The sequence below is a fragment of the Arenibaculum pallidiluteum genome (assembly GCF_017355985.1).
In the GTDB taxonomy this organism is placed as follows: Bacteria; Pseudomonadota; Alphaproteobacteria; order Azospirillales; family Azospirillaceae; genus Arenibaculum; species Arenibaculum pallidiluteum.
Genome location: NZ_JAFIQU010000017.1, coordinates 104199 through 120121 on the forward strand (window position 1 = coordinate 104199; position 15923 = coordinate 120121).

A 15923-nucleotide genomic window follows, 5' to 3' on the forward strand; every position below is an offset into this window, starting at 1 on the left:
CCGCCCATGCGCATCGACAGCCACCAGCACTACTGGCGCATCGCCCGCGGCGACTACGGCTGGATGACCGAGGCGGTGGCGCCGATCAGGCGCGACCTCATGCCGGCGGACCTGGCACCGCACCTGGACGCGGCGGGGATCGCCGGCACCATCCTCGTCCAGGCGGCGCCGACGCTCGCCGAGACCGAGTTCCTGCTGGACCTCGCCGAGAGCGACGCGCGCATCCTGGGGGTCGTGGGCTGGGTCGACCTTGCCGCCCCCGGCGCCACGCGGGAGCTGGAGCGGCTGGCTCGCCGCCCGAAGTTCCGCGGCATCCGCCCCATGCTGCAGGACATCGCGGACACGTTCTGGATCCTGCGTCCCGAGGCGGTCGCGGCGCTGGAGGCCGCGGCGGCGCTCGGTCTGCGCCTCGATGCCCTGGCGAGGCCGCGCCACCTGCCGGTGGTGTCGGCCCTGGCCGACCGCCTTCCCGCCCTGCCCATCGTGCTGGACCACTGCGCCAAACCCGACATCGCCGCGGGCGCCATGCGCCCCTGGGCGCGCGACATCGAGGCCCTGGCGGAGCGGCCGCAGGTCTTCTGCAAGCTCTCGGGACTCGCGACCGAGGCACCGCCCGACTGGACCGTCGCCGACCTCGCCCCCTATGCCGCGACGGTCCTGCAGGCCTTCGGCGCCGACCGGGTGATGTTCGGAAGCGACTGGCCGGTGCTGGAGCTGGCCGGCACCTATCCGCAATGGCTGGCCGCCGCGGCCGAGCTGGTGGACCGCTTCGCCCCGGATGGCGCCACCGCCGTCTTCGGCGGCACCGCCGCGCGCTTCTATGGGCCCCCTGCGGCCTGATGGCCGTCCGGGCATCTTGCGCGCCGCCGCTGGACACGCCCATCCTCGCGCGATGGAAATCCGCCCGGCCCGCATCGAGGACGCGGCAGCCGCATGCGAGGTGCTGCGGCGCTCCATCCTCGAGCTCTGCGTCGCGGACCATCGCGGCGACCCAGCCATACTGGAGCACTGGCTCGCCAACAAGACGCCCGAGACCGTCGCAGCCTGGATCCGCCGTCCCGAAAACTACGTCCTCGTCGCCACCGAGGGGGATGCGATCCTCGCTGTCGGCGCAGTGACCGGACAGGGCGAGATCACGCTGAACTACGTCTCTCCGGACGTCCGGTTCCGCGGTGTCAGCCGGGCCCTCGTGGCTGGGCTCGAGGACAAGGCCCGCGCATGCGGGAACGACACCTGCACTCTGATCAGTACGGAGACGGCGCGCCGCTTCTATCGCGCTGCGGGCTATGTCGAGCAGGGGCCACCGAAGAGCAGCTTCGGATCCAGCCTCGCCTGGCCGATGGCGAAGCGGATTGCCCCGGAGCCCGTCTTGCGCACACGCGCGTCGCTTCGCGCGGACCTGCAGGCCCTGGGCCTGCGCGCGGGCGACATAGTCATGGTGCATGCGGCGATGAGGCGGGTGGGACGGCTGCTCGGCGGCCCGGACGCGCTGATCGGCGCCCTGCTCGATGCGGTCGGCCCGACGGGGACGGTCCTCGCCTACACCGACTGGGAGGCCGATCACGAGGCGCTGCTGGATGCGGATGGACGCATTCCGCCGGCCTGGCGCGGGCATGTCCCGCCCTTCGATCCGGTGGCATCGCGCGCCGCGCGGGGCAACGGCGTCCTCGCGGAGTTCGTCCGCACCACGCCCGGTGCCCTGCGCAGCGGCAATCCCGGTGCCTCGGTCGCGGCGATCGGCGCGCGCGCAGCCTGGCTCACCGCAGACCATCCGCTGGACTACGGCTATGGCGCCGGATCCCCGCTCGCCAGGCTGGTCCAGGCCGGGGGCCGGGTCCTGATGGCGGGGGCACCGCTCGACACCATGACGCTTCTGCACCACGCCGAGCATCTGGCGCGGATCCCCGGCAAGCGCGTACGCCGCGGCGAGGTGCCGTTCGCCACGCCTGAGGGTGTGCGCTGGCGCATGACCGAGGAGTTCGAGACCGCCATCCCGGTTGTCCCCGGTCTCGACGAAGACTGCTTTGCCGCCATCGTCCGCGACTTCCTGGCAAACGGGCGCGGCGCGCATGGCCACGTGGGCGCCGCGCCGTCGGTGCTCGTCGACGCCGCGCCCATCTGCGCCTTCGCCGTCGCATGGCTGGAGGACCGCGCCGGGGGCTGATCCCCCCGGCGCGTTCGTCTGTGTGCTACAGGCGCGCGAGTTCGAGCCTGCGATCCGCGCCCCAGACCTTCTCCAGCAGCTTCGCGGTCTCGGCCGCGCCGGCCGTGTCGCCGCGGGCCGCCTGCGCCTCGCGCAGGCCGTAGAGCGACCAGGCATTGTGCGGGAAGGTCACGAGCGCCTGCCGGAAGGCCCGCTCGGCCTCCTCGGTCCGGCCCGCCTCCAGAAGGGTCGCACCCAGCGTCTGGCGCACGGGGTAGTACCAGAACGGCGGCTCCATGTAGGGGATGCCGTCCTGCACCGCCGCGGCCTGCTCGAAGGCCGCGATGGCCCGCGGCAGGTCCCCTTCGGCCCGGGCGATCCGCCCGTCGACCAGCAGCCCCGCGATCCGCAGCACGTCGGGCCCTGGCATCCCGGCCTTGGGCAGCGCCTGGATCTCGTCCAGCGCGGCGATGTCGGCCATGGCCTTCGCCTCCGCCCTGGCGCCGTCGGCATCGCCCGCCTGCGCCAGGGCGACGGCCCGCGCGTAGTGCCAGGCGCCGCGCACGAAGGCCAGCCCGTCACCGGGATCCGGCAGCGCCATCACGGTGGCGCGGTCGCTGAACTGGGCATGCGCGTAGTAGGGCGCCGCCTTCACGGCCTGCAGCCAAGCCACCGCTCGGGCGGCCTCGTCGGGCACCAGGGACTGCAGCTTCCCCGCCGCCTCGATCGAGGCCGGCCCGTCGCCGACGAGACGTGCGGATTCGACCAGGAAGTGGACGTTGTGCGGGTAGTAGCCGAACCGGTAGATCGGCCCGACGGCGTCCCCGGCCTCGCCGAAGAAGTACTCGTCGGCCGAGACGGCCGCATGGTTGCTCGCCAGCGCGTCCATGTGCCGGCCGACACGGAAGTAGATGTGGCCCGGCATGTGGATCATGTGCCCGGCCCCCGGCATGGCGGCCCCCAGCCTGTCGGCATAGGGCTCGGCCCGCTCGGGCGTGGTCGAGGCCTCGACGAGATGGATGTAGAGGTGGATGGCGAAGGGATGGTCGGGGTTCCGGGCCAGGACCCGCTCCACGGCCGTGATCGCATCGCCCATGCGCCCCTTCGGCGTCCTGGCGTCGGCCTCCCAGTAGTCCCAGGGCTGGACGTCCATCATCGCCTCGGCGAAGAGGCCCGCGATCTCGGGATCGTCGGGGAAGCGCCGCGCCACCTCGGCCATGGCATCGGCATAGGCGCTGTCCAGCGCCGAGCGGTCGGCCCCTGACTCCGCCGAATAGCGCCGGGCCATGGCGGCGATCAGGGCCTGCTCGCGCTCGGTCGCGTTCGCGGCCAGCGCCTGGGCACGGCCGATCGCGGCCATGGCGGGCGCCACGGCCTCCGGCGGCATGGGGGCGTTAATGTTCGGCCCCAGGACATAGGCTTCGCCCCAGTAGCACATGGCGCAGTCGGGATCGATCCGCTGGGCCTGCCTGAAGGCGCGCAGGGCCTCGGCATGGTTGAACGCGTAGGCGAGACGCAGCCCCTGGTCGAAATAGCGCTGCGCGTCCTGCTGGGCCGTGGTGACGGGATAGGTCAGATCGCCCAGGAAGTTCCAGAGCGGCACCGGCTTTTCGCCGACCACCGCGGTCGCGGCAGGCTGCGTCCCTGCCTGGGCCGCCGCGAGGATGAGCCGGGGTTTGAAGAACGCGCCCGGATTTGCGGCGCCGCCCCCGCAGATGCCGCCGGCAAGGAAGGCGGGATCCAGCAGCAGCGCCGCGTTCTCCGCATCGTCGGCGATGGTTCCGCTCTCCCCGGCATCGACCGTGGGCGACCGGGCGATCGGCGCCGCCAGCGCGACCGAGGCCGCGCCCATCAGCAGTCCTACGGCATAGATCCGTGCGTTCATCGTGGTCCTCCCCTTCCGCTTCGACGGGAACTCGCAGCGGCGCGGCGAGCCCTGGTCTGTTCCTTCCGGGTATTCTTCCTGCCGGCCGGGCGCACGCCCCCGGCCGCGCCGCCATGCGGTACGGTATTCGGATCGGATCCGCGGACGAATATAAAAGAAGTTACAGTCGACATATAAGTCCAAGACGGTCCCTGTCGACCATTTTGGGACCACGCACCAGCGGCGCCGATCTCGAATACTATAGTACCGCGGGCTCCGACTCGGCAATTAATCCAATGATTGCGACCTGACGCCCTTGGAACGGCTCCACGCCTTTATTGCGCGCGAGAAGGTGGAGTGGCGCGTGGCGGGCCGCCGCATGGGACGGCCCGCCCGGACCGGTCAGTTCATGGCCAGCGCGTCGGCGAGGTCCAGCACGGGGCCGTTGCCCTCGTCCCGGATCGACATCAGGCTGGACCCGCGCCCGTCGACCAGAGACACGGCGACGGGCCGGCCGTTGTTGTAGCTCTTCCACATCTCGTGCACGGCCAGCACCGTCATCAGCTTGGCATCGCGCCCGGTGTTGTAGAGCCATTCCTGGGTCGGCGTGACGCGGAGCAGGTTGCCCTCGGCCCGCTCTACCTTGCCGGCGAAGCGATAGCCCAGCTGGCTGCCGATGCCGGCAAGAAGCTGGTCGAAGCCCGGCGAGATCTGGCGGAATCCGGTGTCGGCGACGGGACCCGCCTCGCCGCCCAGCGTGCTGGCGGCCGTGCGCCGCACGAGGTCGGAATAGACCCACCCCTCCTCGCCGGTGCGCAGCACGCGCACGCCGATCCACGGCCCCTGACTGCGCAGCTCGAGCAGGTCGTCGCCCTGGCTCACGGTGGAGCGGATGTTCGACTGCTCGGACGGCCCCGAGCGCAGGTTCACCTTCTCGCCGCTGACGCGGTAGCTGTCGCCGGGCGCCGCCGCCGCGGGATCCGGCACGGAGAACATAAGAGTGCAGAGCGCGCAGGCGGAAAGGAGTACGAGACGCTTCTTCATGGAACGCCTCCTTGATTTGACGCCGCAGGATGTCCGGCAGTTCTCATGTCGCGATAACATGAGCAAGGGGCCCGCCGTTCCGGTTGCACCGCCGGGGCATGCCCTTGTACGGCGCCCCGACGCGGGTCGACGCCCGCTGCGCGATGATCCATAGTGGCGCGGGGATCCGGTTCTCGGCGCAGGGGGATGGGCAGCATGGTCACCGACGATCTGGCCTCGATGGTCGTGAGCATGCGGCCCTTCGTGCCCGCCAGGGAATTCCAGGCCAGCCTGGGCTTCTACGAAGCCCTCGGCTTCCGGTCCGACCGGCTCGGCGACAGGATCGCCCTGATGCGGCTGGGCGATGGCCGCGGGGCCTTCTCGTTCCTCCTGCAGGATTTCTACGTCAAGGAGTTCGCCGAGAACCTCATGATGCACCTGATGGTCGAGGATCTCGACCGCTGGTGGGATCACATTGCCGCGCTCGGCCTCGATGCGCGGTTCGCGGTGCCCGCGCCGCGCCCGCCCCGGAAGGAAAGCTGGGGCCTGCGCGTCGCCTATGTGTGGGATCCGGCAGGTGTGCTCTGGCACGTCGCATCCGAGAGCTGAGCGGCCGCGGGCCTTCTCTGGGGACTGGCCCGCGGCCGCTCAGATGGCGATGGCGGCGTCCCGGTTCGTGAGGCTGCGCACCACGGCCAGCGCGGTCAGCATCGAGGTCTTCGGGTTGTCGGGGGCGGGGCGCCCCTCCAGCCGGACCGAGATCCGGCCACTCGCCCCCTCGGCCTCGATCTCGTGGACGTTGCCGGGCGCCAGGGGATCGGCGACCAGCTCCACCTGCGTTGCCTCGAAGCCGAGCCCGGCCAGGGCGACGGTCGCGGCGACGTTGGCGTTCCTGGGATAGGACAGCGCCGCCTCGCGCGCGCTGCCGCGGTAGAAGACGGCCGGGGCGGATAGGCCGTCCAGGTCCACCGCGCGCTCGGCGGGGGTGCCCTTCCAGGCCCCGGGCGGCTTGCGCGAGCGGTAGGTCACGCGCTCCAGCCCCGAGACGCGCATGGCCGCGATGGCGTCGATCCCGCCCACCGCGCCCGGCGTCAGCAGCACCTGCCGCCCCGCCCTGCCCGCGGCCTCGGCCAGCAGGCCGTGCAGGGCCGGGTCCGCCAGCGCGCCGATGGAGACCACCAGCAGGTCGGCCCCGCCCTCCAGCACCGCGGCGCCGTAGGCGCCTACGGCGCCCTGCCCTGCTGTTTCGGCAACCAAAGCGGGCCCGCGCGCGAGCAGCGCATCCAGGCTCTCGACCGCGGGCACGCCCTCGTCCAGCAGCGCCCGGGCGCGGCCGGGCCGCACGAGCACCCCGGCCACCGCCCCGCCCAGCCCGGCCTCGCGCATCAGCCCGTGCACCGTGCGCCCGATGCTGCCGTATCCGATCAGGCCGATGGCCCGCATGCCGATCCCCTTTTCAAAGCCCCATGGTGCCGAGCACGGCGCGGGCAAGAGCGCCGTCGCGGCGGCAGAGCTCGAAGACGATGTCGAAATGGTTCGTGCCCGGCGCAGGCACGAACCGGGCATCGCAGCCCGCGGCGGCGCAGGCCGCAAGATAGGCCTCGCTCTGGCGCCTGAACTCCTCGGTGTCGCTGGGGGCGTAGGTCACGATCACCGGGATCGGAGGCCGCGGCGGCGCGTGGATCGGGCTGTTGCGCCGCGCCGCCGCCTCGTCCAGGCGCAGCCATTCGTTGGGCTGCGCGAGGCGCACCGGCGTCAGGTCGTAAAGCCCGCTCATCAGCGTCAGCCCCTTGACCGCATCCGCGGGGAGCCCCGCCGCATCCTGCCAGCCCGGCGCCGCCATCATGGTGGCGAGATGCGCCCCTGCCGAGCTGCCGGCAAGGTGGATCCGGCCGGGATCGCCGCCGTGGCGCGCGATGTTGGCATGCACCCAGGCCAGCGCCGCCCGGCACTGGCGCACGATCTCGTCCAGCGCGGCCTCGGGCGCCAATGCGTAGTTCACCGCCACCACGCAGGCGCCCGCGCGCGTCAGCATGGGCGCCATGAAGCCGCTGTCGGCGGCGTCCAGCATGCGCCAGTAGCCGCCATGCACGAAGACGAAAACCGGCGCAGGGCCGGCGCTCGCGGCAGGATAGACGTCCAGGCGCTCGGGCCCGGTCGGGCCGTAGGGGATGTCCAGCGCGCAGGGAAGACTTTCCCGCGCGGCGCGGGTGCGCGCGGCGTATTCCGCCATGATCGGGCCGATGTCCGCCACCGTCCCGCGGGCGCTGCACTGGCGCTCCAGCTCGGCGCGGCCGTAGTAGCGGAACAGCTGCTCCTCGCCCATGGCTCCGCTCCTCAGAGGCCGATCAGGCGGCGCACGGTGTCGGCGTCGCGGTCGAGGTCCCCGCCGCTGCCGGACCAGACCGTGCGGCCCTTCTCCAGGATGTAGTGGCGGTCGGCGAGGCGCCGGAGCACGCCCAGGTTCTTGTCGATCAGCAGGATCGACTGGCCCTCGGCCTTCAGCGCCTCGATCACCTGCCAGATCTCGGCCCGGATCACGGGCGCCAGCCCCTCGGTCGCCTCGTCCAGCACCAGGAGGGTCGGGTTCGTCATCAGCGCCCTGCCGATGGCGAGCATCTGCTGCTCGCCGCCCGACAGCGTCGCCGCACGCTGCCAGTGCCGCTCCTCCAGGCGCGGGAACAGCGCGAAGACGCGCTCCAGCGTCCAGGGGCGCGCCCGCCGCTCGCGGTCCGCCGCGGTCGCCACCAGGTTCTCGCGCACGGTCAGGGTCGGGAAGACCTGGCGCCCCTCGGGGACGAGGCCGATGCCCCGGCGCGCGATGCGCTCGGGCGCGAGGCCCGAGACCGTGCCCCCGCGAAAGCGCACGGTGCCGGCGCGCGGGCGGTTCAGCCCCATGATCGCGCGCACCGTCGTGGTCTTGCCCATGCCGTTGCGGCCCAGCAGCGTGACCACCTGCCCCTCGCCGACCGCGAGGTCGACACCGAACAGGACTTGGCTTCGGCCGTAGGCGGCCTCGAGCCCCTGGACCTCCAGCATCAGGCATCGCCCTCCGTCAGATAGGCCGCCCGCACCTCCGGATCGGCGCGGATCTCCTCCGGAAGGCCCGTGGCGATGGCGCGGCCGTAGACCAGCACGGTGACGCGGTCGGCCAGCGCGAAGACGGCGTCCATGTCGTGCTCCACCAGCAGCATGGCGACCTGCCCCTTGAGGCCCTGGAGGATCGCGGTCATCTGCCGGCTCTCGGTGGCGCCCAGGCCGGCCATGGGCTCGTCCAGCAGCAGCATGCGCGGGCCCAGCGCCAGCGCGACCGCGAGTTCGAGCTGCTTGTGCTCGCCATGGGAGAGGTCGGCGACCCGCGTCTCGGCCCGGTCGGCCAGCGCGGCCCGCTCCAGCGCCGCCATGGCCGGGCCGCGCAGCCCGGCATCGCGCCGCGCATCGGCCCAGAAGCGGAAGCTGTGCCCCTGCCGGGCCTGGATCGCCAGCGCCACGTTGTCGAGCGCCGTGTCGTCCTCCAGCAGGCGCGGCACCTGGAAGGTGCGGCCGAGCCCGAGCCGGGCGCGCGCCGCGCCGGACAGCCCCGCGAGGTCCCGCCCCTCGAACAGGATGCGGCCGGAATCGGACGGCAGCTCGCCGGCGATCTGGGCGATGGCCGTGCTCTTGCCGGCGCCGTTCGGGCCGATCAGGGCGTGGATCTCGCCGGGGCCGACATCCAGCGACAGCTCGTTGGTCGCGAGCAGCCCGCCGAAGCGCTTCACGAGCCCCTCGATGCGCAGGACCGGCTCAGCCATCGCTGCCGCCCACGCCCGCACGGCGCCCCAGCAGGCCGCTGAGCCCGCCGCGCGCGAACAGCACGACCAGGACCAGCAGCGGACCCAGGTAGAACTGCCAGTCCTCGGTCAGCCCGGCGAGCACGTATTCCAGCCCGATCAGGCACGCGGCGCCGAGCACCGGGCCGAACAGGCTGCCGACGCCGCCCAGGATCACCATGATCATGAACTCGCCGGACTTCGTCCAATGGAGCATGTCGGGGCTGACGAAGCGCGTCATGTTCGCCATCAGCGCCCCGGCGAGCCCCGCTCCCATCCCCGCGATCACGAAGGCCGCGAGCTTGTAGGGATAGGGCTCGATCCCGAGGGCGATCACGCGCCGCTCGTCCTGGCGGATGCCCGAGAGCACCCGTCCGAAGCGCGAGCGCACGATCCGCGACAGCAGGAGCAGGTAGAGGGCCAGCGCGCCGAGCGCCACCAGGTACATGGTCGCGTCGTCCCGGAGGTTCAGCCCGAGAAGCGCGTTGGGCCGGCGCATGATCAACCCGTCGTCGCCGCCGTAATGGTCCAGCGAGACGAACAGGAAGAACAGCATCTGGGCGAAGGCCAGCGTGATCATGATGAACTGCACGCCGCTGGTGCGCAGGCTGAGCGCGCCCAGCACCAGCGCGGCCAGGCCGCTGACGATCACCGCGGCCGGCACCGCCAGCAGGAACTGGTCGGTGCCGGGGACGAGCCCGAGGAGCGGCTCGTCCGAGGCCCAGTGGGCGTAGAGGATCCCGACCACATAGGCGCCGACCCCGTAATAGGCCGCATGCCCGAAGCTGACCAGCCCAGCATAGCCCAGGATCAGGTTCAGGCTGGCCGCGGCGATGGCATAGATCAGCATGCGCGTGGCGAGGCCCACCACCGCCTGGGCGCCCAGCAGCGGCAGGACGAAGGGCAGCGCCGCCAGCAGGACGAAGGCGAGCGCCAGCGCGACGCGCCCGCGCATCTCCCAGGCGAGGGGCCGCAGCCCCGGCTCGACCGCCGCCCTAGCCATGGGCGGGGAACAGGCCGCGCGGCCTGAGCAGGAGCACCACGGCCATCAGGAGATAGACGCCCATGGACGAGATGCCGGCGCCCAGGGCGTCGGCCTCGGGACCGGCCATGACACCGCGCAGCAGCCCCGGCAGGAAGGCGCGCAGCAGCGTGTCGGCCAGCCCGACCAGCAGCGCCCCGAAGACCGCCCCGCGGACGGACCCGATGCCGCCGATCACCACGACCACGAAGGTCAGGATCAGGATGTTCTCGCCCATTCCCACCTGCACAGAGGAGAGCGGCCCGGCCATCAGCCCGGCCAGCCCCGCCAGCAGGGCGCCCAGGCCGAAGACCAGGGTGTAGAGCAGGCGCACGTCGACCCCCAGGGCGCGCACCATCTCGCGGTTGGTGGCGCCGGCGCGGACCAACATGCCGATCCGCGTGTGGTTGATCAGCAGGTAGAGCCCCGCCGCCACCAGCAGCCCCACGGCGATCACCGCTAGCCGGTAGACGGGATAGGGGACGCCCGGGATGATCTCCACCGCGCCGGAGAGCAGCGCCGGCATGTCCACGAAGAGCGGCTGGCGGCCGAAGAGCATGGCCGTTCCCTGGTTGAAGAACAGGATCAGCCCGAAGGTCGCCAGCACCTGGTCCAGGTGGTTTCGGTCGTACAGCCGGCGCAGCACCACGAATTCCACGAGGATGCCGATCAGCGCCGCGGCGGCCAGCCCGGCCAGCGCGCCCAGCGCGTAGGATCCCGTCCGCCCGGCCGCCCAGGCGGCGGCATAGGCGCCCACCATGAAGAGCGAGCCGTGGGCGAGGTTGATCACCCCCATGATCCCGAAGACGAGGGTCAGCCCCGCCGCCAGCAGGAAAAGGGTCACGCCGAGCTGCAGCCCGTTCAGGATCTGCTCGAGGATCAGGGACATCCGGCCTCCAGCGGGGCGGCCTCCAGCGGGGCGGCCGCCGCGTGCCGGCCGCCCCCTGCCCGTGGGGAGGTCAGAGCTTGCACTGGACGGCGTAAGCGTCGCCGTGGTTGCTCAGCACCTTCTTGACGGTCTGGATCGCGGGCTTGCCGTCGCCCGCCCGGTCGACCTTCAGCAGGTACCAGTCCTGGACCGGATGCTGGTTGGCGCCGAACTTGAAGGGCCCGCGCACCGAGGCGAAGTCCGCCTTCATCATGGCCTGGCGGAACTTGGCGGCGTCCGAGACGTCGCCCCCGGCGCCCTTCAGCGCCGCGCCGATCGCCTGGGCCGTATCGTAGCCCTGGCTGGCGTAATAGGTCGGGGTGCGGCCGTACTTCTTGCGGAAGGCGTCGACGAAGGCCTTGTTCGCGGGGTTGTCGAAATCGACGTTCCAGTGCGAGGTGACGTTGACGCCGAGCGCCGCGTCGCCGACCGCCTCCATCGTGGTCCAGTCCATGGAGGGCGCGGCCAGCACCATGGGGATCTGGTTCAGGAGCCCGGCCTGCTGGTACTGCTTCAGGAAGGTGATGCCGAGCCCGCCGGGATGGAACTGGAAGACGAAGTCGGGCTTGGCGGCGCGGATCTGCGCCATTTCCGCCGCGAAGTCCGTCTGGTCGAGCTTGGTGTAGACCTCGCCGGCGATCTCGCCCTTGAACAGGCGCTTGAAGCCCGTCAGCGCGTCCTTGCCGGCCTGGTAGTTCGGGGCGAGGATGAAGGCCTTCTTGTAGCCGAGCTCGTTGGCGGCCTGCCCCGCGCTCTCGTGCAGCGAATCGTTCTGCCAGGACACCACGTAGTAGTTCTGGTGGCACTCCTTGCCGGCGAAGTTGGACGGGCCCGCGTTCGGGCTGACATAGATGCCGCCGCCGTCGAGCACGTCGGGCACCACGGCGCCCGCGACGTTCGAGAAGATGATGCCGGTCAGGAGCTTCGCGCCCTCCCCCTTCATGTACTTCTCGGCGATCTGCTTGCCCTGGCCGGGCTTCAGGCCGTCGTCCTCGACGATCACCTGGACCGGGGTCCCGCCGAGCTTGCCGCCGCCCATCTCGACGGCGAGCTGGAAGCCGTCGCGCACATCGGCGCCGAGATAGCCGCCCGGACCCGAAAGGGTCGTGATCATGCCGATCTTGACGGGCTGCTGCGCGGCGGCCCCCGTAGCCCACCCTGCAGCGCCGAAGGCAAGCGCCGCCACGGCGGCCACCGATGCCAAGCGTCTCATCGTCCTGCTCCCTGTTCTAATTGTTTGAATCGCAGTCTTTCCGCCCGCGCCCGGACGGTCAAGGGCGGTCGAGGGCAATCGACGGCGCGATCAGAGATCGACCCATCCCGGCGGCGGCGCCTTGCCGGGGTGGACCGCCCCGCACTGGCCGCAGGTCCGGGCGGCCTCGTCGGCGTAGAAGGCCTGGTAGAGCGGGGGCAGGTCGGTCACGATGTTCTTGACCTCGACCTCGATCCGGTGCACGAGCCCGCCGCACTGGAAGCAGTACCATTCGAAGCCGTCGGTCTGGCCGGGCTGCCGGGCCCCCTCGATCACCAGCCCCACCGATCCCGCGACCGGTCTCTGCGGCGAGTGCCGCACATGGGGCGGCAGCAGGAAGATGTCGCCCTCGCGGATCCTGACGTCGTGGATCCGGCCGCCCTCGGCGATCTTCAGGATCATGTCGCCGCGGATCTGGTGGAAGAACTCCTCCACGGGGTCGTCGTGGAAGTCGACGCGCTGGTTGGGGCCGCCCACCACCTGGACGACCATCCCCGCATCCTCGAAGACGAGCTTGTTGCCGACCGGGGGCTTCAGCAGGTGGGCATGGCTGTCGATCCAGGCCGCGAAGTTGAAGGGAGGTCTCAGGCCGCTCGGGATCATGGTGTCCTCCTCGCTCAGGCTGCAGTGGAGATGTCGGGGCCGCGGCGCAGGCCGCAGGTCTCGAAGGCCTCGCGCGTCGCCGCCCTCTCGGCCTCGGTCAGGCCCAGCATGGGGCGGCGGACCGGGCCGCCGGCCTGGCCCAGCAGCTCCTGCCAGTACTTCTGGTGCGCCTGCGGCTTGTCGGCCGGCCGCGTGGCCTTGAGCGCGCGGCGCACGGGGTCGAGGCTGTCGCGCACCGCGCGGGCGCGCGCGGCCTCGCCGCGGAAGGCCAGGTCGGTGTATTCGCGCATGCGCCGGTCGCCCTCGGTCTGCAGCAGGTAGGGCGGCGAGGAGCAGAGATAGACCTGCCAGCCGAGCTCCAGGATGTTGTCGAGCCACTCCTCCTCGGAGGCCGTGCTGACGATCAGCCGGTCGCCCGCGAGGCGGGTGAGCTCCGCATACATCGGGCGGGGCACGCTGTACTTGATCGCGACGATGTTGGGCAGCTCGGCGATCCGCGCGCAGAGCTGGGGGCTCATCAGATAGCCGCTGTCGGGATGGCTCCACAGCGCGATGCCGATCTCCAGCCTCTCGCTGAGATGGCGGTAGTACTCGTACAGCATCTCGTCCTGGGCGTGCACGAAATGCAGCACCGGCGCGTGCACCACGATGAAGTCCGCGCCGACTGCCTGTGCGTGCCGGCCGAGCTCCAGCACCGTGTCCATGTTCTGGTCCGAGCACGACATGATGGTCCCGGCGCGCCCGGCGCAGGCCTCCACCGCAAGCTCGAAGCAGCGCTTGCGCTCGGCCACGGACATCGAGAAGAACTCGCCCTGCTTGCCGGCGATGAAGAGCCCGTCGATGCCGAGATCGCGGGTCCAATGGGCCATGTTGCGCAGGAATCCCGCCTCGTCGAGCGCGAGCCCCTCCTCCTCGAAGGGGGTCAGGGCGGCTGCCCAGATGCCGCGCAGGCGCTCGCGGGCGTAGTCCTTGGCGTCGGTCCGGCGGTACTTCACGCGGGCTCCTCCTCGTTGCGGGGACCATGGATGGCGCGCCAAATCCGCTCGCCGGTCAGGGGCAGGTCGGGGATACCGACGCCCAGGGGGGCGAGCGCGTCGTGCACGGCGTTGGCGATGGCGGCCGGCACCCCGATGCACCCGGCCTCGCCCACCCCCTTCGCCCCCAGCGGGTTCGCGGGCGACGGCGTGCACAGGCTGGTCAGGCGGACGGGCGGCATGTCGGCGGCGCGGGGCAGCGCGTAGTCCGCGAGCGAGCCCGTCAGGAGCTGCCCGTCGGCGTCGTAGACAATCCGCTCCATCAGCGCCTCGCCCAGGCCCTGGGCGACGCCGCCCAGGAGCTGCCCCTCGACCAGCAGCGGGTTGACCACCACGCCGGCGTCGTCGGCCAGCCATAGCCCTTCGACGGTGGGAACGCCGGTGTCCCGGTCGATGGCGGCGGCCGCGATGCAGCAGCCGCTGCTCCAGGCCTCGCCCCCGGCCTCGAAGACGGCCCCCGCCGAGAGCGTGCCGCCGGGGGCTGCCTCGGCGATGGCGGCCCAGGCCGCGAAGGCGCCGGTGGCGGGGTTGCGGAACCCGCCCGCGCAGGGCTCGACCGAATCGGGCCCGCTACCGAGCGCGCCGGGCCGCGCCTGCAGGAGGCGCGCCGCCAGCGGCAGCGCCGCCGCGCGCAGGGCGGCGGCGGCCTGCACCAGGGCGCCGCCCCCGATGGCGGTGCTGCGGCTCGCCAGGGCGCCGATGCCGGGCGGGACCGCCGCGGTGTCGCCGTGGCGCACCGTGACCGTCTCGGGCGGGACGCCGAGCGCATCGGCCACGATCTGCGCGAAGGCGGTCTCGCGCCCCTGCCCCTGGGCCGTCGAGCCCGTCGCCGCGACGATGCGCCCGTCGGCCTCGACGCTCAGCCGCGCGCTCTCCCAGCCCTGGCCGCAGGGCTCGACATAAAGGCCGATCCCGATGCCGACGAGCTCGCCCGCGGCCCGGCGCTCGGCCTGGCGGCGGCGCAGCGCGGGATAGTCCGCCAGCGCCGCGGCGGCATCCAGCACGGCCGCGTAGTCGCCGGAATCCAGCGTCTCGCCGCTTTCGATGGCGCAGGGCACGGCATGGGCCGGGCGCAGGTTGCGCCGCCGGATCTCCAGCGGGTCGAGGCCGGCCGTCCGCGCTGCCTCGTCCATCAGCCGCTCCATCAGCATGGCGGCCTCGGGCCGACCGGCGCCGCGGTAGATGCCGACGGCGGCTGCCGCCTCCACCCGGCCCTCGAGGCGCGTGGCCAGCGCCGGGCAGCGGTACGGTCCCGGCAGGATGCGCCCGGCATTGCGGCCGGGGACCACGGCGCTGTAGGGCAGCCAGTGCCCCAGCGGGAAGTCCAGCCTGACGCGCAGCCCCAGCAGCGTGCCGTCCGCGGCGATCGCCGCCTCGGCGGCGTTGGTCGCGCCGCGACCATGAGTGCCGGCCAGCAGGTCCTCGGCCCGCGTGCCGCGCCAGAGCACGGGGCGGCCCAGCAGGCGGGCGGCCCAGGCCACCACGGCGTCCTCGGGGAAGAGCGAGGCCTTGCCCCCGAACGCCCCGCCCACGTCCGGGGCGATCACGCGCACGCGGTCGGCCGGCAGGCCCAGGATGGCCGAGAGGTCTTGGCGCGCGCGGTGCGGCGTCTGGGTCGACAGCCAGGCGGTCAGCCCCGCTGCCTCGTCCCAGGCGGCAAGGGCCGTGCGCGGCTCCATGGGCATGGCGGCCACGCGGGCATGGCGCACCTGCGCGGTGGCGACCAGCGGCGCCGCGGCGAAGGCGGCATCGATGTCGCCGTGACGCCAGGCTGCCTCGAAGGCCGGGACGGGCGCGGCTTCCTCCCCCGCCTCCTCGTCCTCGTAGTCGACGGCGACCAGCTCGGCCGCATCGCCCGCGGCCTCCGCCGTCGCGGCGATCACCGCCGCCACCGCCTGGCCCACGGCGCGCACCTGCCGCCCGGCAAGCGGCTCGAAGGGCCGGGGGTCCCCGATGGGAAGCAGCGGATTGACCGCGGCGGCGCCATGTCCCGCGAGGTCGGCCGCGGTCAGCACCGCCGCGACCCCGGGATGGGCCAGCGCCGCCGCGGGGCCGACGGAAAGGATCCGCGCCCGCGCATGGGGCGAGCGCACGAAGACCAGGTGCAGCGCGTCCGGCGGGGCGAGGTCGCCCACGAAGGCGCCCCTTCCGGTCAGCAGGCGCGGATCCTCGACACGCCGCCGCGCGCGACCGGTCCAATCCCCCGTCCGTGGCCTGCCGTCCCGCGCATCCGGCATCGGGCACCC

At 72.4% G+C, this 15923-nt stretch carries 15 protein-coding genes and 1 pseudogene; 4 read left to right on the forward strand and 12 right to left on the reverse strand.

Features of this window, described 5'->3' with window-relative positions; all coding sequences use genetic code 11:
• Positions 1–6 precede the first annotated feature (6 nt).
• The 3 genes and pseudogenes from JUB13_RS25020 to aac(3) all read left to right on the forward strand — a co-directional run bounded on the left by JUB13_RS25020 (position 7) and on the right by aac(3) (position 2164).
• Positions 7–840 (forward strand): amidohydrolase family protein, encoded by an 834-nt coding sequence (locus JUB13_RS25020; protein WP_207483927.1) that lies wholly within the window; start codon positions 7–9, stop codon positions 838–840.
• Positions 841–892: 52 nt separating this feature from the next.
• Positions 893–1336: pseudogene (locus tag JUB13_RS32260) on the forward strand (GNAT family N-acetyltransferase); the annotation flags it as partial.
• 3 nt (positions 1337–1339) lie between these two features.
• Positions 1340–2164 (forward strand): aminoglycoside 3-N-acetyltransferase, encoded by an 825-nt coding sequence (aac(3), locus tag JUB13_RS32265; RefSeq protein WP_407928172.1) that lies wholly within the window; start codon positions 1340–1342, stop codon positions 2162–2164.
• A gap of 25 nt (positions 2165–2189) precedes the next feature.
• Here the strand turns inward: aac(3) and JUB13_RS25030 are convergent, their stop codons facing one another.
• A complete protein-coding gene (locus tag JUB13_RS25030; protein ID WP_207483931.1) occupies positions 2190–4028 on the reverse strand; it encodes a tetratricopeptide repeat protein in 1839 nt (612 codons plus the stop codon).
• A gap of 381 nt (positions 4029–4409) precedes the next feature.
• On the reverse strand, positions 4410–5051 hold the full coding sequence (locus JUB13_RS25035) for an SH3 domain-containing protein (protein WP_207483933.1): 642 nt from the start codon (positions 5049–5051) through the stop codon (positions 4410–4412).
• Positions 5052–5246: 195 nt separating this feature from the next.
• On the opposite strand from JUB13_RS25035, the gene JUB13_RS25040 reads away from it, so the two are divergent.
• The gene (locus tag JUB13_RS25040; protein ID WP_207483935.1) at positions 5247–5639 is read left to right on the forward strand and encodes a VOC family protein; all 393 of its coding nucleotides are present in this window, start codon (positions 5247–5249) and stop codon (positions 5637–5639) included.
• Between the two features lie 39 nt (positions 5640–5678).
• Here the strand turns inward: JUB13_RS25040 and JUB13_RS25045 are convergent, their stop codons facing one another.
• The 10 genes from JUB13_RS25045 to JUB13_RS25090 form a co-directional block, all read right to left on the reverse strand.
• Positions 5679–6473 carry an aspartate dehydrogenase gene (locus JUB13_RS25045; protein ID WP_207483937.1) on the reverse strand — a complete coding sequence of 265 codons (795 nt, stop codon included), beginning with the start codon at positions 6471–6473 and terminating at the stop codon, positions 5679–5681.
• A 13-nt stretch (positions 6474–6486) separates the two neighbouring features.
• Positions 6487–7356: an alpha/beta hydrolase gene (locus JUB13_RS25050; RefSeq protein ID WP_207483939.1), complete on the reverse strand. Its 870-nt coding sequence runs from the start codon at positions 7354–7356 to the stop codon at positions 6487–6489.
• An 11-nt stretch (positions 7357–7367) separates the two neighbouring features.
• On the reverse strand, positions 7368–8069 hold the full coding sequence (locus JUB13_RS25055) for an ABC transporter ATP-binding protein (protein ID WP_207483941.1): 702 nt from the start codon (positions 8067–8069) through the stop codon (positions 7368–7370).
• Positions 8069–8821, reverse strand: coding sequence for an ABC transporter ATP-binding protein (locus tag JUB13_RS25060; RefSeq protein ID WP_207483943.1), 753 nt, complete (start codon positions 8819–8821; stop codon positions 8069–8071). Before JUB13_RS25060 ends, JUB13_RS25055 begins: the two co-directional genes overlap by 1 nt.
• Positions 8814–9842 (reverse strand): branched-chain amino acid ABC transporter permease, encoded by a 1029-nt coding sequence (locus JUB13_RS25065; protein WP_236025199.1) that lies wholly within the window; start codon positions 9840–9842, stop codon positions 8814–8816. Before JUB13_RS25065 ends, JUB13_RS25060 begins: the two co-directional genes overlap by 8 nt.
• The gene (locus JUB13_RS25070; protein WP_207483945.1) at positions 9835–10749 is read right to left on the reverse strand and encodes a branched-chain amino acid ABC transporter permease; all 915 of its coding nucleotides are present in this window, start codon (positions 10747–10749) and stop codon (positions 9835–9837) included. The genes JUB13_RS25065 and JUB13_RS25070 overlap by 8 nt, the downstream gene beginning before the upstream one ends.
• Before the next feature lie 70 nt (positions 10750–10819).
• Positions 10820–12001: an ABC transporter substrate-binding protein gene (locus JUB13_RS25075; protein ID WP_207483947.1), complete on the reverse strand. Its 1182-nt coding sequence runs from the start codon at positions 11999–12001 to the stop codon at positions 10820–10822.
• A 90-nt stretch (positions 12002–12091) separates the two neighbouring features.
• Positions 12092–12643: a 3-hydroxyanthranilate 3,4-dioxygenase gene (locus tag JUB13_RS25080; protein ID WP_207483949.1), complete on the reverse strand. Its 552-nt coding sequence runs from the start codon at positions 12641–12643 to the stop codon at positions 12092–12094.
• 14 nt (positions 12644–12657) lie between these two features.
• Positions 12658–13638 (reverse strand): dihydrodipicolinate synthase family protein, encoded by a 981-nt coding sequence (locus JUB13_RS25085; RefSeq protein ID WP_207483951.1) that lies wholly within the window; start codon positions 13636–13638, stop codon positions 12658–12660.
• A complete protein-coding gene (locus tag JUB13_RS25090) occupies positions 13635–15914 on the reverse strand; it encodes a xanthine dehydrogenase family protein molybdopterin-binding subunit (RefSeq protein ID WP_207483953.1) in 2280 nt (759 codons plus the stop codon). The genes JUB13_RS25085 and JUB13_RS25090 overlap by 4 nt, the downstream gene beginning before the upstream one ends.
• Positions 15915–15923: the final 9 nt, after the last annotated feature.

Coding starts and splice junctions, on each gene's coding strand:
- JUB13_RS25040 (WP_207483935.1), top strand. CDS start 5,247: ATGGTCACCGACGATCTGGCCTCGATGGTCGTGAGCATGCGGCCCTTC.
- JUB13_RS25065 (WP_236025199.1), bottom strand. CDS start 9,842: ATGGCTAGGGCGGCGGTCGAGCCGGGGCTGCGGCCCCTCGCCTGGGAG.
- JUB13_RS25045 (WP_207483937.1), bottom strand. CDS start 6,473: ATGCGGGCCATCGGCCTGATCGGATACGGCAGCATCGGGCGCACGGTG.
- JUB13_RS25030 (WP_207483931.1), bottom strand. CDS start 4,028: ATGAACGCACGGATCTATGCCGTAGGACTGCTGATGGGCGCGGCCTCG.
- JUB13_RS25080 (WP_207483949.1), bottom strand. CDS start 12,643: ATGATCCCGAGCGGCCTGAGACCTCCCTTCAACTTCGCGGCCTGGATC.
- JUB13_RS25075 (WP_207483947.1), bottom strand. CDS start 12,001: ATGAGACGCTTGGCATCGGTGGCCGCCGTGGCGGCGCTTGCCTTCGGC.
- JUB13_RS25055 (WP_207483941.1), bottom strand. CDS start 8,069: ATGCTGGAGGTCCAGGGGCTCGAGGCCGCCTACGGCCGAAGCCAAGTC.
- JUB13_RS25050 (WP_207483939.1), bottom strand. CDS start 7,356: ATGGGCGAGGAGCAGCTGTTCCGCTACTACGGCCGCGCCGAGCTGGAG.
- JUB13_RS25090 (WP_207483953.1), bottom strand. CDS start 15,914: ATGCCGGATGCGCGGGACGGCAGGCCACGGACGGGGGATTGGACCGGT.
- JUB13_RS25070 (WP_207483945.1), bottom strand. CDS start 10,749: ATGTCCCTGATCCTCGAGCAGATCCTGAACGGGCTGCAGCTCGGCGTG.
- JUB13_RS25060 (WP_207483943.1), bottom strand. CDS start 8,821: ATGGCTGAGCCGGTCCTGCGCATCGAGGGGCTCGTGAAGCGCTTCGGC.
- JUB13_RS25035 (WP_207483933.1), bottom strand. CDS start 5,051: ATGAAGAAGCGTCTCGTACTCCTTTCCGCCTGCGCGCTCTGCACTCTT.
- JUB13_RS25020 (WP_207483927.1), top strand. CDS start 7: ATGCGCATCGACAGCCACCAGCACTACTGGCGCATCGCCCGCGGCGAC.